A 15,398-nucleotide genomic window follows, 5' to 3' on the forward strand; every position below is an offset into this window, starting at 1 on the left:
GCCGCATTCTTCGCGCGGACGTATCCCTCCCGAAGTGGAGGGCGCCCTGGCGCCCGTGAACGCGTCCGCGCGAAGAATGCGGCAGGGCGCGGCCCAGTTCACCGTCCTCTTCGTCGGCACCCTCAAGCCCTGGCACGGGCTCGACGTGCTGATCGACGCGTTCGCCGGTGTCCGGAGCAGAGTCCCCGAGGCGAGGCTGCTGCTCGTCGGCGACGGCCCCGAGCGCGAGGCGGTGCTCGCCCGGGCGGACGCGCTCGGGATCGCGGATGCCGTGGAGCACGCGGGCGCCGTCGCGCCGTCGGAGGTCCCCGCGCTGCTGCACCGGGCCGACGTCGCCGTAGCGCCGTACCCGCCGCTCGACGGCTTCTACTTCTCGCCGCTCAAGGTCTACGAGTACCTGGCCGCCGGGCTGCCGGTCGTGGCCAGCGCGGTGGGCGAGCTGCCCGGCGTGCTGGAGCACGGCCGTGTCGGCGTGCTCGTGCCCCCCGGCGACGCCGCCGCGCTCGCGGACACGCTCGTCGCCCTCGCGCGCGACGACGACCGCCGCGCCGCGCTCGGCGCACGCGCGCGGGAGGTCGCCGTGGAGCGGCACGACTGGTCCGTCGTCGTGCGGCGCGCCCTCGGGTTCGCCGGGGTGCGCCTGCCCGAGCACGCGGGGGCCCGCCGTGGCTGACACCACCGCCGGCGTCGGCGCCACGCACCGGTACACGCCGCGCTCGATGCGGGAGGCTGGCCGCTCGTTCCGTCGCTTCTGGCCGCACCTGCGCCACCACGTGCGCCCGGAGCGCCGGCTGTTCGTGCTGGGCGGCCTGGCGATGCTCGCCGAGGTGGGGATGCGGCTGCTGGAGCCGTGGCCGCTGAAGTACGTGGTGGACGGCATCGTCGCGGCCACGGGCTCGACGGCGGCGGGGCCGGAGCCGGCGAACCTCCCCGCGCTGATCCTGCTCGCGGCGGGGTCGCTGCTCGTGATCGTGCTGCTGCGCGCCGGCGCGGCGTACGCGTCGACCGTCTGCTTCTCCCTGGCGGGCAACCGCGTGCTCACGGGGGTGCGCGCCGACGTGTTCGCGCACCTGCAGCGGCTGTCCCTGCGGTTCCACGACGGGTCGACGACGGGCGACCTCGTCACGCGCCTGACCAGCGACGTCACCCGCCTCAAAGAGGTGTCGGTGACGGCGATGCTGCCGATGGTCGGCAACGTCGTGACGCTCGTCGGCATGGTCGTGGTGGTCGCGGTGCTCGACCCGCTGCTGGCGCTCGTGATGGTGGTGGTGCTGCCCGTCTTCCTGCTCACCAGCTCGCGCCTGTCCCGCACCATCCGGAAGGTCTCGCGCGACCAGCGCAAGGCGGAGGGCCAGCTCGCGTCGCTCGCCACGGAGACGCTGGGCGCGGTCAAGGTCGTGCAGGCGTACGCGCTCGAGGACCGGATGGGCGGGCGATTCGCCCGCTCCAACTCCTCGTCGCTGCGCGAGGGGGTGCGCGCCAAGCGGCTGTCGGCCGGGCTGGAGCGCTCCACCGACGTCCTCGTGGGCGTCGCGACCGCCGTCGTGCTGTTCGTCGGCGCGCAGCGGGTGCTCGACGGCGCGCTGACGCCGGGCGAGCTGACCGTGTTCCTCACCTACCTCAAGGCGGCGTTCAAGCCGATGCGCGACATCGCGAAGTACACCGGCCGCATCGCGCAGGCCGGGGCGTCGGGGGAGCGCGTCGTCGAGGTGCTCGAGAGCCGGCCCGAGGTGGCCGACGCGAGCTGGGCGCGGCCGATCGGGCGGGCGCTGGGCGACGTGCGGTTCGAGGGCGTGTGGTTCTCCTACGTGCCCGGCCACCCGGTGCTGCGGGGGCTGGACCTGGCCGTGCGGCCGGGGGAGCGGGTCGCGGTCGTGGGCGCGTCGGGGGCCGGGAAGTCGAGCCTGGTCTCGCTGATCTCCCGCCTGCGCGACCCCGACGCGGGCGTGGTACGGATCGACGGCCACGACCTGCGCAACCTCACGCTCGACAGCGTGCGGCGCTCGGTCGCCGTCGTGCTCCAGGAGAGCGTCCTGTTCCACGGCACCGTCCGCGAGAACATCACCGCGGCCGTGCCCGACGCCACCGACGAGCAGGTGGAGCGCGCCGCGCGCGTGGCGGGCGCGCACGACTTCGTCCTCGCGCTGCCGGACGGCTACGAGACGGTCGTGGGGGAGCGGGGCGGCACGCTGTCCGGCGGGCAGCGCCAGCGCCTCGCCATCGCCCGCGCGGCGATGCTCGACGCCCCGGTCGTGGTGCTCGACGAGGCCCTCACCGGGCTGGACGAGCAGACCGAGCACGAGGTCGTCGACGCGCTCGGCCGCCTGACGCGGGGCCGCACCACGTTCGTCATCACGCACGACCTGGACGCCGCGCGCGACTGCGAGCGCGTGGTGCGGCTCGACGGCGGCCGCGTCGTGGCGTCCGGCCCGCCCGCCGACGTCCTCGGCGACGGCCCGGACCTGCCGGCGGCGCCCGCGCCGCGCACCCCGGAGGAGGTGGCGTCCCGTGGCGCCTGACCTGACGCTCGACCGCGCCCGCCCCGCGACCGTGCGAGAGGTCGCCGCCGCCGACCCCGCGATCCCCGCGCTCGGCGACGTCCTCGACCTCGACCGCCTGACGGCGCGCCTCACCGCCGTCTCGGGAGCGCCGGGGACGGTCTCGCGGCCGTACCTGCGGTACAAGCCGGGCACCAGCGTCGTGCTGGCGTGCCGGTGGACGGGCGCCGAGGGCTCGCGCGACGTCCTGGTGCGTGCGTACGCCGGCGGGTCGCGCGGCAAGCTCGACAAGGGTCTCGACCCGCGCCGGCCGGACGAGGTGCTGCTGCTCGACCGGACCGCCGGGCTGGTCGTCACCGACTGGTCGGCGGACCGGCAGCTCCCCGCGGCGCGCGACGTCGCGGCGGTCGCGGCCGACGCTGTCGGGCGGCCCGCGGACATGAGCCTGCTGCGGCACAACCCCGAGCGCCGGGCGGTGGTGCACGCCGACGGCCCGCGCGGCGAGGCGCTGGTCCGGCTGGTGCGGCCCGCCGCCGTCGTCCCCGCGGCCCAGGGGTACGGGCTGCTGGCCGCGGCGGCGGGCTCTGCCGGCGCGCCGCGGGCGCCGCGGCTCCGCTCCGTCGACACGGACCGGGGCGTCGTCGTCACCGACTGGGTGCCGGGCCGGTCGCTCGACCGGCTCGACGCGACCGGCACGCTGGGCGACGGCGCGCTCCGCGACGTCGGCGCGCTCGCCGCGGCGCTGCACGGCTCGCGGCCCGGCGGAGCCGGCCTGCCCCCGCGCCCGGACGGTGCCGTCCCGCTGCACGGCGACCTGTCCCTCGACCAGCTGGTGCGCTCGCCGGCCGGCGAGCTGTGGTTGGTCGACGCCGACGCCGCCCGCTGGGGGCGGCCGGCCGAGGACCTCGGATCCCTCGCCGCCGCGCTCGTGCGGGCGCACGGCGACGCCGACGCCGCGGCGGCGCGGCTCGTCGCGGTCCTCGACGGCTACGTCGCGGCGGGCGCGGGCCCGGTCGGGGAGCCGGAGCTGCGCGCCGCCGTCGCCGAGCACCTGCGACGTCGCGCCACCGAGCCGTTCCGGCGACTGGAGGACCGCTGGGCGGCGACGTCCGCCGCGCTCCGGGCGCTCGCCGACGACCTCGAGGACGGCCGCGGCGGCGCGCTGGGCGCCGCGATCACGACCGGGCGGTCGCGGGGATCGTCCGCCCGGCCGGACACCCCGGCCGCCGACGCCGTGCGGATCCGCACGGCGCCCGTCGCCGCGGCGCTGGCCGGCGCGCTCGCGGCGCAGGGGCACGCCCTGCGGGCGGTGCTCCCGCGCTCGGCGGAGCGGCTGCTCGTCGTCGGCACCGACCGCGACGGCGCCGTCCTGGCCGGGCGCTGGGACGCCGGGCCGGCCACCGCGCCCGGCCGCGGGGCGGGGGCACGCACCGACGGGGACCCCGCGGCAGCGCGCGGACCCGTGCCGGTCGCGGGCGGTGCCCTCGCGCTCCAGCCCGACGGCGCGGACCCGCGCCTGCCCGGCCTGGCCGCCCGCGTCCGCGGCGGGGCGACGCTCGTCGCGCACCGCTCCGGCCGACGCGGCGTGGTCCGCGACCCGTCCGGCACGTACACGAAGGTCACGCGCCCCGGCCGCGAGCCCGCCGACGTCTCCGTGCCCCCGGCGGCGTTCGCCACCCCGGAGGTCCTGGACCGCGGCGACGGGTTCGTCACCGCCGCCGCGCTGCCCGGGCGCACGCTCCACGAGCTGCTGCGCGACCCGGGCACGCCGGGCGGCGTGCTCGACGGGGCGGGGCGCGCCGTCGGGTGCGGGCTGCGACGGTTCCAGGACGCGCCGCCGCACGGCCTCGCGGGGCACGGCGCCGACGCCGAGCTCGCGGTCGTCGCCCGCTGGTGGGGGCTGGCCGCCGCCCACGGCGCGACGACGCCGGCGGACGCGGACGCCGTCGTCCGCCGGGTGCGGGCGGTGCTCGACGCCGCCCCCGCGGCTCGGCCCGTGCTCACGCACCGCGACCTGCACGACAAGCAGCTGCTCGTGCACGTCGACGACGACGCCGGGCCGGGCAAGGGCGTGCGCGTGGGCCTGCTCGACCTGGACCTCGCCGTCGTCGCGCACCCGATGCTCGACCTGGCCAACCTGCTCGTGCACCTCGAGCTGCGGGCCCACCAGGGCGTGTGCTCGCCCGCGCGCGCCGCCCGCACCGCCCGCGCCGTCCTGGACGGCTACGGCGCCACCCCCGACCCGGGTGCGCTGCGCGCGTGGGCCGTCTCCGCCCGCGCGCGCCTCGCCGCGGTCTACGCGTTCCGCCCGGCGCCCGGGGACGTGCCCGGCGCGCTCCTGACCGACCTCGAGCGGCCCCTGCCGTCCGAGCCCGCCCTGCTCACCCTGGAGGACCGATGACGCACGCCACCACGACCACCGGGCACGACGCGCCGGAGCCCACCCGTGTCACCGTGATCGGCACGGGCTACCTGGGCGCCACGCACGCCGCGTGCCTGGCCGAGCTGGGCTACGACGTGCTCGGACTGGACGCCGACCCGGCGAAGGTCGCCGACCTGGCCGCCGGGCGGCTGCCGTTCTACGAGCCAGGGCTGGCGGAGCTCGTCGAGCGGCACACCGCCACCGGGCGGCTGCGGTTCACGACCGACCCGGCGGAGGCGGCCGCGTTCGCCGACCTGCACTTCGTGTGCGTCGGGACGCCGCAGCGCCGGGACTCGATGGCCGCCGACACGAGCCACGTCGAGGCTGCCGTGTCCGCGCTGGTGCCGCACCTGCGCGGCGACGCGCTGCTCGTCGGCAAGTCCACCGTCCCCGTGGGCACGGCCGCCGGGCTGCAGGCCCTCGCCGACGGTCTCGCGCCCGCGGGCGTCGAGGTGGGCGTGGCGTGGAACCCGGAGTTCCTGCGCGAGGGCCGCGCCGTCGAGGACACGCTGCGCCCCGACCGGATCGTCGTCGGCGTCACCGACCCGCGGCACGAGAAGGCCCTGCGCGAGCTGTACGCGCCGGTGGTCGACACGGGTGTGCCGTTCCTCGTCACCGACCTCGCCACGTCCGAGCTGGTCAAGGTGGCCGCGAACGCGTTCCTCGCCACGAAGATCTCGTTCGCCAACGCGATCGCCGAGCTGTGCGACGCGGCCGGGGGCGACGTCGTCGCGCTCACCGACGCGATCGGGCACGACGCCCGGATCGGGCACCAGTTCCTGTCGGCGGGGCTCGGGTTCGGTGGCGGCTGCCTGCCCAAGGACATCCGTGCGCTCATGGCGCGGGCCGGCGAGCTCGGCGTCGACCAGGCGCTGACGTTCCTGCGCGAGGTCGACGCCATCAACATGCGCCGCCGGTCGCGCACGGTCGCGCTGGCGGTCGCGGAGTGCGGCGGCAGCGTGCTCGGGCGGCGCGTCGCCGTCCTGGGGGCGGCGTTCAAGCCCGGCACCGACGACGTGCGCGACTCGCCCGCGCTCAACGTCGCCGCCCAGCTGCAGCTGCAGGGCGCGCACGTGCGCGTGCACGACCCGCGCGCCAACGCCACCGCGGCCCGCACGTTCCCCACCCTCGGCTACGCGGACACCGTCGAGGACGCCGTCACCGGCGCCGACCTCGTGCTGCACCTCACCGAGTGGCAGGAGTTCCGCGACCTCGACCCGGCCTCCCTCGAGCCCGCCCGCCGGGTCGTCGTGGACGGTCGCAACGCGCTCGACGCCGACCGCTGGGCCGCCGCCGGGTGGCGGGTGCGCGCCCTCGGCCGCCCCGCCGTCGGCCCGGCGCCGGTCAGCCCGTGAACGCCTCCAGCTCGGCGCGGGGGACCTGCCGGCGGGAGCGGATCAGCTCCTCGACGTCGTCCATGCGGTCCCACACGTTGACGGCCATGCCCGCCTGCACCTCGCCGTCGCGCAGCCAGAACGCGACGAGCTCGCGGTCGTCGGTGGAGCCGCTGATCACCACCTCGGTGTCGCCGGCGCGCGGGTCGACGAACCCCTTGTACTCCATCCCGACGTCGTACTGGTCGCTGAAGAAGTAGGGGAGGACGTCGTAGACGGCGTCGTCGCCGAGCATCGCGCGGCCGGCGTGCGCGCCGGTGTCCTGCGCCACGGCCCAGTGCTCCACGCGCAGCGGGCGGCCGTAGTGCGGCGACGGGACGGAGGCGATGTCGCCCGCGGCGTAGACGTCGGGGGCGGAGGTGCGCAGGGTGCCGTCCACGACGATCCCGCCGCCGAGGTCGCGCGAGCGCAGCTCGATCCCTGCGGCCGACGCGATGCCCACGTTGGGGGTCACGCCCACGCCCATCACCACGAGGTCGGCCTCCAGGTGGGTGCCGTCGGCGAGCTCGACGCCCTTCACCCGGCCGGACTCCCCGGTGAACGCGACCACGTCGCCGCGGTGCCGCTGCACGCCGCGCTCGTCGTGCAGCTTCCCGTACAGGGCGCCGAGCTCGGGGCCGAGCGGCGCCTCCAGCGGGTGCTCCAGCTGCCCGACGAGGCACACGTCCAGGCCGAGCATCCGCGCGGACGCGGCGACCTCGGTGCCGATCCAGCCGTCCCCGACGACGACGACCTTGCCCTCGCCCTCGAGCGACGCGGGCAGCAGGAGCCCGGCGAGCAGGTCCGCGTCGTCGACGGTCCGCAGGGTGTGCACGCCGATGAAGCTCCGGCCCGGCACCTGGAGCGCGCGCGGCGTCGAGCCGGTCGCGAGCAGCAGCTTCGAGTAGCCGAGCGTGGAGCCGTCGGCGAACGTCACCTCGTGGTCGGCCGGGGCGAGGTCGACGACGGTCGTGAGCGTGCGCAGGTCGATGGCGTGGTCGTCCCACCAGCCCGCCTTGAGCGGGTAGATGACGTCGGGCTCCGCCTGCCCCCGCAGGTAGTCCTTCGACAGCGGCGGGCGCTCGTAGGGGCGGTGCCCCTCGGAGGTGACGACGACGAGGTGGACGTCGGGGTCCTGCTCACGGACGGCCTCCACGGCCCGGGCGGCGGCGAGGCCACCTCCGACGACGACGACGGGTGCGGTGGACGGCGCGGGCATGGTGGACTCCTGACCAGCGGGGAAGAGGGCTGCCGAGGCCGACGGTGCCACAGTTCCGCGATGCTGGCGACCCTCCGCCCGCTCCGTCAGCGGCGCCCGACGGCGTCGTCGATCGCGGGCCCCATGTCGGGCCAGACGAAGTCGAAGCCGGCCGCGCTCAGCGTCTCCGGCAGCACCCAGCGGCTCTTGAGCACCAGCTCGGACTCGTTGCGCAGCGCCCACAGCGCGGGCTCGAGCAGCCAGCGCGGCGTGGGGATCCCCACCGGCGTGCCGACGGCGCGGCGCAGCTCGGCCATGAGGGTGCGGTTGTCGCTCGGGTGCGGCGCGGACAGGTTGACCGGCCCGGTGAGCTCGTCGTGGGCGTCGAGGAACCGGATCGCGGCGAGCACGTCGTCGACGTGGATCCAGGAGAACCGCTGCCGGCCGCCCGAACGGTGGATCGGCACCGGGCCGCCCGTCGGCTCGTCGCCGATGCCGCGGTAGCGGCGGTGCTGGAACCACCAGCCGTCGTGCTGCGGACCGCCCACGCCGAGCCGGGCGATCCGGGCCAGCAGGTCGGACGCCGGCCCGCCGAGCACGATCGCCATGCGCAGCGCGACCCGCCGGGTGCCGGGCAGGTCGCCGGCGAACAGCTCGCGCTCCCAGCTGCGGGCGACGTCCACCGAGAAGCCCGTGCCCAGCTCGCCGTCGGACTCGGTCTGCGGGCGGTCCGTCGCGTACCGGTAGATGGTGGCGGTGCTGGCGTTGAGCCACAGCCGTGGCGGTGTCGCGGCCGCCTCGATCGACGCGCGCAGCGCGCGCGTGGTGGCGACGCGCGAGCGCAGGATCTCGTCGCGGTTCGCCTCGGTGTACCGGCAGCCGACGCTCTTGCCCGCCAGGTTCACCACCAGGTCGGCGTCGTCGACGGCGCGGGCCAGCGCGGAGGGGTCGTCCCAGCGCGCGTCGGGGCCCGTGCGACCGACGCGCACGACGTCGTACCCGCGCTCCGACAGGTCGGCCACCAGCCGGTGCCCGATGAACCCGTTCCAGCCCGCGACCACAGCGCGTCGACGCATCGTCATCCCTTCCGTGCCTGCCTGAGGAGAGCCCTGGCGGCCGCCGGCCAGACCCGCGACCTCTGGTCGCGGGCGGCCAGGAGGAGCAGCGCGACCTGGTCGAGCACGCCGTCGACGTCGGGCTCGCCGTAGTGGGCCTGCATGGCGACGCCGTCGCCGATGGAGATCAGCACCTCGGCCATCGCGCGCGGCCGGACCCAGGCCTGGATGTAGCCGTCGTCCTGCATCTGTGCCATGAGCGTGGCGAGGTAGTCGACGAGCTCCGCGTGCAGGTCGCGCAGCGCGCCGGCCAGGGTCGGGTTGGACGACGACGCCGCGACCGCGCTCGCGTAGGCGGCCAGGTCGTCGCGGGCCACGGCGAACGTCCCGCCGATGGTGCGGAGCGCGGCGAACAGCCGCTCCGCCGGGTCGCCGTCGGTGTCGAGGGCCGCGCGCACGGGCGCGATCCGCTCGGTCACGAGCCCGGTCAGGGCCTGCGCGACCAGCTCGTCCTTGGACCCGAAGTGGTAGGTGATGGCCTGCAGGTTCACCCCGGCGGCGCGGGTGATCTCCCGCGAGGTCAGCCCGGCGGTCCCGTGGACGCGCAGCGCGGCGACGGTGGCGTCGAGCAGGCGCCTGCGGGTGGCCTCGGCGCGGTCCTGGGTCACGCCCGTCAGGGTAGACCAGTTGCCAGTCATACGTGTGTATGGTTCATTGGCGGTTCGTCGACGGAGCCGCGAGGGGACCATGAGCCGGACCACGTGGTGGAGCACGAAGCGGGTGTGGCAGGTCGTCGCGCTCGGGCTGGTCGTGGCGGCCGCCGTCTTCCTGCTCACCGCGCCGATCTACCAGTCCGAGTCCGTGTGTTCCGGGGGAGCGACGTACTCGTCGACGGGCGAGCTCGTCTCGGAGTGGGAGACCTGCGAGCCGGCGACGTCGATGCTTGCCACCGGGGCGTGGTCGTACGTCACGGGGGTGGTCGCCCCGGTCCTGCTCGCCGCGCTGCCGCTGGCGGCCCGCGGCCGGGCGTGGACCGTGCTGTCGATCGTGTCGGCGGTCTGCCTCGTGGTCTATGTCCTGCTCGGCGGGTTCTCCGTCGGCCTGTTCTTCGTCCCCGGCGCGCTGTGCGCGGTGGTCGGCGCGGTCCTTCGCCGCCCACGACCGGGCACGGGCTTCCAGGCAGAGCAAGAGGCCCCCTGATCAGCGTTTCCGCTGTTCAGAGGGCCTCTCGGCTGGTCGGGGTGACAGGATTTGAACCTGCGACCTCTTCGTCCCGAACGAAGCGCGCTACCAAGCTGCGCCACACCCCGAAGGACTTGCTCCCACGCCCCATGACCTACGTCCTCGTGCGGAAGCCTGCTCAGAATAGCCGACGATCCGGTCTGGACGAAAACGAGATCCGGCTACCGGGCGGTGAACGTGAGCAACGTCGCCTCCGGGCGGCACGCGAAGCGCACCGGGGCGTACGGCGAGGTGCCCGCGCCGGCCGACACGTGCAGCCACGCGGAGCCTGCGCCACCGGTCTCGTCGGGCCGCGGACCCGGCCAGCCGTGCAGCCCGCTGGCCCGCCGCCGGTCGATGTCGCAGTTGGTGACGAGCGCGCCGACGCCCGGCAGACGCAGCTGCCCGCCGTGCGTGTGGCCGGCGAGGACGACGTTCGTACCGTCGGCGTGCATCCGGTCCAGCACGCGCCGGTACGGGGCGTGCGTGACGCCGAGGTGCAGCACCGCGTCGTCGGGCCCCGCGCCGGACGGAGCCGACGACGGGGGGAAGTCGTCGCGGTCCAGGTGCGGGTCGTCCACGCCCACCAGGGACAGGAGGCGGCCGTCGGCCTCGACCGTGTCGCGCCGGTTGGTGAGATCGCGCCACCCGGCGGCGACCATCGCGCCGGCCAGCTCGTCGGACGGCAGCTCGGCCGGGCGGGTGTGCACGATGCGGGTGTCGCGCCGCAGGTACCGCGCCGGGTTCTTCGGCACCGGTGCGTAGTAGTCGTTCGACCCCATGACGAACGCACCGGGCGCGGTCGTGAGGAGCGGCGTGAGCGCCTCCAGCAGCGGCCCGAGCGCGTCGCGGTGGGCCAGGTTGTCGCCCGTGTTCACCACCAGGTGCGGCTCGTACTCCGCCAGCGACTGCACCCAGGCGATCTTGCGGCTCTGCGACGGCGTGAGGTGCAGGTCGGACACGTGCAGCACGCGCAGGTCGGGCTCGCCCGGGGGCAGCACCGGCACCGTGGCCCGACGCACCGTGAAGAGCTTGGTCTCCAGGTGGGCGTAGCCGAGGCCCGCGACGCCGGCGGCGACGAGCCCGCCCGCGACCTGCCAGCCGGGGGTCAGTTGTCGCCCCACGCGTCGCCGAGCGACTCCCAGTCACCGTTCTGGACGGCGTCCCAGGCGGCCTCCGCGTTGGCGCGTCCGTTGCCGTTGCCGTTCCCGTTGCCGCCGCGGTCGTTGCCCTCGTCGCCCTTGGGCTCCTTGCCCTTGTCGCCGCCGTCGTCGTTCGAGCCGCCGCCGTCGTCGTTCGTCGACGGGGGCGGTGCCGTGACGCCCACCATCTTCGGGTCCGGGGCGCCGAAGTCCTTGACGGGCAGGTCGGAGACGGCCTGGTCCATGTACTCCTTCCACGCCGGAGCAGCCACGGTCGAGCCGTAGAGGACACGGACCCACTTGCCGTTCACCCACATGCCGTTGGTGTGGTCCTCGTTGGGGCGGTCGGCGTTGCCGACCCACACGGACGTGGACAGGTTGGGCGTGAAGCCCGTGAACCACGTCTGCGCCGACAGCTGCGACGTACCGGTCTTGCCGGCCACCGGGCGGCCGTCCGCGAGGCCGCCGAGCTGGCGGGCCGTACCCGTGCCGGAGAAGACCTTCTCCATCGCGAACACCACGGTGTTGGCCACGTTCTCCGGGAGCGCGTCCTTCTTGCACTTCGCGTCCGGGACGTCGTAGTCCTTGCCGCCCGGGCCGGTGATGCTCGTGATGGCGATCGGGGAGCAGTAGGTGCCGCCGCTGGCCAGCGTCGCGTAGGCGGCCGCCTGGTACAGCGGCGTCGACTCCTGGGTACCGATGATCATCGGCGCCTGGATGTCGATGTCCGACTCCTTCGGGTCGGTCACGACCCGCCCGCCGTCCTGGACGGAGCGCGTGGGGCGGAAGCCGATGTCCCAGGCGGTGCTGCGCAGGTCGCAGAGGTTGAGCTGGTACCCCATGGCCGCGTAGGCGGTGTTGACCGACTCGTACGTCGCCTCGAGCGCGGAGATGTACCCGACCTCGACGCCCTCGGAGTTCGCCGGCGCCCACGGTTCGGCGGCGGCCAGGTTGCCCACGCACGGCGTCTGGAAGTTCTGCGGCCAGCGCGCCTGCTTCGTCGCGTTCACACGCTCGCTCAGGGTGTGCCCCTCCTTAAGCCACTCGGCGAGGACGAACGGCTTGAAGTTCGAGCCCACCTGGAAGCCACCGGAGGCGCCGTGCGTCGGGTCGGCCGCGTAGTTCACGCGAGTGGTCCCCTTGCCGCCCTCGGACGGCGTGTAGGGGATGTTCTGGGCCATCGCGAGGACCTTGCCCGTGCCGGGCTCGACGGACGCGATCGCCGACTGCAGACCGCTCGAGTCGCCGGCGGGGACGGCGTTCTTGACCGCCTTCGCGGCCGCCTTCTGCTTCTTCGGGTCCAGCGTGGTGTGGATCTCGAGACCGCCGCGGTACAGCAGCTGCTGACGCTCGGACTTCGTCTCGCCGAACACCGGGTTGGTGACGATCTCCTTGGTGACGTAGTCGCAGAAGAACGCGGAGTCACCGGCGGCGGCGCAGCCGATCTCCGTGGGGTTGACGTCGAGCGTCTTCTTGATCGACGCCGCCTTCGCCTCGTCGCGCTCCTCCGTGGAGATGTAGCCCAGCTTCCACATGTTCTGCAGCACCAGGTCGCGACGCTCCTTCGCCTCCTTCGGGTTCACCGTGGGGTCGAAGCGGCTCGGCGACTTCGTGATGCCGGCGATGGTCGCGGCCTCGACGACGCTCAGCTTGGAGGCGTGCTTGTCGAAGTAGTAGCGGGCCGCGGCCTCCACGCCGTAGATGCTGCGCGAACCGAACTGCGCGGCGTTGAGGTAGCCCTGCAGCACCTCGTCCTTCGACATCGTCTTCTCGAGGGAGATGGCCATCTTCGCCTCGGTGAGCTTGCGCGAGATCGAGTCCTCGCTCGCCTTGATGACGCCGAACTGGTCGCCGTCCTGCAGCGCCTGGTCGATGAGCATGTTCTTCACGTACTGCTGCGTCAGCGTGGACGCGCCCTGCGTGGCGTGGCCGGCCACGTTGTTGGCCAGCGCGCGCGTCATGCCCTGCACGTCGATGCCGCCGTGCTCGTAGAAGCGCTCGTCCTCGATGGCGATCACCGCGTGCTGCATCGGCTCGGAGATCTCGTCCAGCGGCACCACGATGCGGTTCTGCGCGTAGAACGTGGCGAGCAGCTTGCCGTCCGCGGCGTAGATGCGCGACTGCTGCGACATCGGCCGCGGCTCCAGCTCCGCCGGCACCTCGTCGTAGATCGCGACCGTGCTGTCGGCCGCGGCGTTGGCGCCCGCCACCATCGGGATGACCAGCCCGGCGGCGAGGACGCCGCCCACCCCGGCCGCGAGGACGAACGCGAGCAGCAGGGCGACGAGCTGGGTCGCCGGCATCGTGCGCGTGATGCGGCGAGGGTCGGATTTGGCCATGCCCACCAGGGTACGGGCTGTGCCCGAGGCAGCACGGCCGCGACGCCGGTGCCGCTGTGCAGATCGTGTGGACCGGTCGTGGGAGCGGCGGGACGACAGCGGTCGGAGCGGTCGCTGGTTACGATCGCGGCATGGCTACCACGTGGGAGTACGCGACCATCCCCCTGCTGATCCACAACACCAAGGCGATCCTCGACCAATGGGGGGCCGACGGGTGGGAGCTCGTCCAGGTCGTCCCCGGCCCCGACAGCACCAACCTGGTCGCCTACCTCAAGCGCCCCTCCGGCGGGCAGTGATGAGCGCCTCGCCCGAGGCCCGCCTCGCCGAGCTCGGCATCACCCTGCCCGACGTCGCCGCGCCCGTCGCGGCGTACGTCCCCGCCGTCCGCTCCGGCAGCTACGTCTACACGGCCGGCCAGCTGCCGTTCGTCGACGGCGCGCTGCCGCTGACCGGCAAGGTCGGTGCGGGGGTCTCCCCGGAGGAGGCCGCCGACCTGGCGCGCACCTGCGCCCTCAACGGGCTCGCCGCCGTCCGCTCCCTCGTGGGCACGCTCGACGGCGCGAGGATCGTCAAGGTGACGGGCTTCGTCGCCTCCGACCCGTCCTTCACCGGCCAGCCGGGCGTCATCAACGGCGCGTCGAACGTGCTCGGCGAGATCTTCGGCGACGCAGGCGTGCACGCGCGCTCCGCGGTAGGGGTGGCGGTTCTTCCGCTCGACGCTCCCGTCGAGGTCGAGCTTCTGGTGGAGCTCGCCTGAGCGGTTGGTTGCGGCCGTAGCCTCCGGTTGCGGCCACGGGTGGGGACGAGGTCCTTCGCCAGGTCGCGTTCACGGGCCCCAGGGGGCCCTCCACTTCGGGACTTCTACGACCTGGCGAAGGACCTCGTCCCCACCCGCTCCTGCACCGTCTCGCGCTCCGCTTCCTCAATCGCGCGCTCGACGACGTGGGGACGGCGCGCAGCGCGGCGTACGGTCCCTGGGTTGCCAGGGCGACGGCGACAGCTGGCGACAGGGGCAGCTCCCAGCTCGGGTTACAGCACCGGCAATTCCCCCACCACGAGCGAGCGCGCCCCTCCCGCGGCCGCGCGACGGCGCGAACCGTGAGGCGCAACGTCGGGGTGACGCTGCGGCCGTCGTCGAGCATCCAAGGCCGCAAGGTGACAGCAGAGCAGGCGGGAGGGGCGTTCTTCGCCGGGTCGTAGAAGTCCCGAAGTGGAGGGCCCCCTGGGGCCCGTGAACGCGACCCGGCGAAGAACGCCCCTCCCGCCTGCGGCAGCATGGTGGTGACGGCAGCGAGAAAGGCAACGGCCGCAACCAAGGCGGCCCAAGACTAGCGAGCCCGCCGCTCCAGACGGTCGATGTCGAGCAGCACGACCGCGCGACCCTCACGACGCACCCAACCGCGCGTCGCGAAGTCCGCCAGGGCCTTGTTGACGGTCTCGCGGGAGGCGCCGACGAGCTGGGCGAGCTCCTCCTGCGTGAGGTCGTGGGCGACCCGGATGCCGTCGTCGTTCGGCTCGCCGAAGCGGGCGGACAGGTCGAGGAGGGCCTTGGCGACGCGGCCGGGGACGTCGGAGAAGACCAGGTCGGCCAGGGTCTCGTTGGTGCGGCGCAGGCGGCGCGCCAGGGCGCCGAGCAGGGTGGTGGCGACGCTGGGGTGCGCGGCGATCCACTGCACGAGGGCCTGGTGGCGCAGCTCGTAGACGAGCGCGTCGGAGACGGACGAGGCGGTCGCCGTGCGGGGGCCCGGGTCGAACAGGGACAGCTCGCCGAACATCTCGCCGGGGCCGAGGATCGACAGCAGGTTCTCCCGGCCGTCGCTCGACCGCCGGCCGAGCTTGATCTTGCCCTGCGCGATGACGTACAGCCGGTCGCCGGGCTCGCCCTCGCGGAAGAGGACGTCCCCGCGGGTCAGCTCGACCGGGACCATGGACTCGAAGAGCGCCTTCGTCTCCTCGGATTCCATGTCCGCGAAGAGAGGGGCGGAGAGCACGACGGTGTCGTCCACAGGATTCCTCACGTGGTTCGGGGGCGGCCGTCCCGGGTCGGGTGCGGTCGTCCGGGGGTTGTCAAGAGGGTGTGTTCCGGTTCTCAGTCTGCCTCACCGCACCAAATCGCGGCACGACGAAGCGCCGGGAAGCCCGGGGAGAGC

13 protein-coding genes and 1 tRNA gene are annotated in these 15,398 nt (G+C 74.6%); 7 read left to right on the forward strand and 7 right to left on the reverse strand.

Annotated features, from left to right (window positions below; all coding sequences use genetic code 11):
* Nucleotides 1-34 precede the first annotated feature (34 nt).
* The 4 genes from ACFQ8Y_RS19660 to ACFQ8Y_RS19675 are packed head-to-tail and all read left to right on the forward strand — an operon-like array spanning nucleotide 35 to nucleotide 6,275.
* Entirely contained in the window at nucleotides 35-673 is a 639-nt protein-coding gene (locus ACFQ8Y_RS19660) for a glycosyltransferase (RefSeq protein ID WP_430586494.1), read from the forward strand.
* The gene (locus tag ACFQ8Y_RS19665; protein ID WP_430565086.1) at nucleotides 666-2,519 is read left to right on the forward strand and encodes an ABC transporter ATP-binding protein; all 1,854 of its coding nucleotides are present in this window, start codon (nucleotides 666-668) and stop codon (nucleotides 2,517-2,519) included. The genes ACFQ8Y_RS19660 and ACFQ8Y_RS19665 overlap by 8 nt, the downstream gene beginning before the upstream one ends.
* Nucleotides 2,509-4,899 (forward strand): phosphotransferase, encoded by a 2,391-nt coding sequence (locus tag ACFQ8Y_RS19670; protein WP_430586495.1) that lies wholly within the window; start codon nucleotides 2,509-2,511, stop codon nucleotides 4,897-4,899. The genes ACFQ8Y_RS19665 and ACFQ8Y_RS19670 overlap by 11 nt, the downstream gene beginning before the upstream one ends.
* Nucleotides 4,896-6,275 carry a UDP-glucose dehydrogenase family protein gene (locus ACFQ8Y_RS19675; RefSeq protein ID WP_430586496.1) on the forward strand — a complete coding sequence of 460 codons (1,380 nt, stop codon included), beginning with the start codon at nucleotides 4,896-4,898 and terminating at the stop codon, nucleotides 6,273-6,275. The genes ACFQ8Y_RS19670 and ACFQ8Y_RS19675 overlap by 4 nt, the downstream gene beginning before the upstream one ends.
* Here the strand turns inward: ACFQ8Y_RS19675 and ACFQ8Y_RS19680 are convergent.
* From ACFQ8Y_RS19680 to ACFQ8Y_RS19690, 3 genes are all read right to left on the reverse strand, one after another.
* Nucleotides 6,265-7,512, reverse strand: coding sequence for an NAD(P)/FAD-dependent oxidoreductase (locus tag ACFQ8Y_RS19680; RefSeq protein WP_430548523.1), 1,248 nt, complete (start codon nucleotides 7,510-7,512; stop codon nucleotides 6,265-6,267). The genes ACFQ8Y_RS19675 and ACFQ8Y_RS19680 overlap by 11 nt on opposite strands.
* Before the next feature lie 86 nt (nucleotides 7,513-7,598).
* On the reverse strand, nucleotides 7,599-8,567 hold the full coding sequence (locus ACFQ8Y_RS19685) for an epimerase (protein ID WP_430586497.1): 969 nt from the start codon (nucleotides 8,565-8,567) through the stop codon (nucleotides 7,599-7,601).
* Between the two features lie 2 nt (nucleotides 8,568-8,569).
* A complete protein-coding gene (locus tag ACFQ8Y_RS19690; RefSeq protein WP_430586498.1) occupies nucleotides 8,570-9,214 on the reverse strand; it encodes a TetR/AcrR family transcriptional regulator in 645 nt (214 codons plus the stop codon).
* A gap of 79 nt (nucleotides 9,215-9,293) precedes the next feature.
* Between ACFQ8Y_RS19690 and ACFQ8Y_RS19695 the strand changes: the two genes are divergently transcribed.
* Entirely contained in the window at nucleotides 9,294-9,746 is a 453-nt protein-coding gene (locus ACFQ8Y_RS19695; protein ID WP_430586499.1) for a hypothetical protein, read from the forward strand.
* A gap of 33 nt (nucleotides 9,747-9,779) precedes the next feature.
* On the opposite strand, the gene ACFQ8Y_RS19700 is transcribed toward ACFQ8Y_RS19695, so the two are convergent.
* The 3 genes from ACFQ8Y_RS19700 to ACFQ8Y_RS19710 all read right to left on the reverse strand — a co-directional run bounded on the left by ACFQ8Y_RS19700 (nucleotide 9,780) and on the right by ACFQ8Y_RS19710 (nucleotide 13,248).
* Nucleotides 9,780-9,856, reverse strand: a tRNA-Pro gene (locus ACFQ8Y_RS19700).
* Nucleotides 9,857-9,949: 93 nt separating this feature from the next.
* Nucleotides 9,950-10,891: a metallophosphoesterase gene (locus tag ACFQ8Y_RS19705; protein WP_430586500.1), complete on the reverse strand. Its 942-nt coding sequence runs from the start codon at nucleotides 10,889-10,891 to the stop codon at nucleotides 9,950-9,952.
* A complete protein-coding gene (locus ACFQ8Y_RS19710) occupies nucleotides 10,876-13,248 on the reverse strand; it encodes a transglycosylase domain-containing protein (RefSeq protein WP_430586501.1) in 2,373 nt (790 codons plus the stop codon). The genes ACFQ8Y_RS19705 and ACFQ8Y_RS19710 overlap by 16 nt, the downstream gene beginning before the upstream one ends.
* A 131-nt stretch (nucleotides 13,249-13,379) precedes the next feature.
* Between ACFQ8Y_RS19710 and ACFQ8Y_RS19715 the strand changes: the two genes are divergently transcribed.
* Nucleotides 13,380-13,544 (forward strand): DUF4177 domain-containing protein, encoded by a 165-nt coding sequence (locus ACFQ8Y_RS19715; protein WP_139820690.1) that lies wholly within the window; start codon nucleotides 13,380-13,382, stop codon nucleotides 13,542-13,544.
* Nucleotides 13,544-14,005, forward strand: coding sequence for a RidA family protein (locus ACFQ8Y_RS19720; RefSeq protein ID WP_430586502.1), 462 nt, complete (start codon nucleotides 13,544-13,546; stop codon nucleotides 14,003-14,005). Before ACFQ8Y_RS19715 ends, ACFQ8Y_RS19720 begins: the two co-directional genes overlap by 1 nt.
* Before the next feature lie 571 nt (nucleotides 14,006-14,576).
* Here the strand turns inward: ACFQ8Y_RS19720 and ACFQ8Y_RS19725 are convergent.
* Complete coding sequence (locus tag ACFQ8Y_RS19725; RefSeq protein WP_416345052.1) at nucleotides 14,577-15,254, reverse strand: Crp/Fnr family transcriptional regulator; 678 nt, start codon at nucleotides 15,252-15,254, stop codon at nucleotides 14,577-14,579.
* Between the last annotated feature and the right edge of the window lie 144 nt (nucleotides 15,255-15,398).

Origin of the sequence: Isoptericola sp. NPDC056605, from assembly GCF_042792795.1 — a bacterium.
GTDB lineage: Bacteria > Actinomycetota > Actinomycetes > Actinomycetales > Cellulomonadaceae > Isoptericola.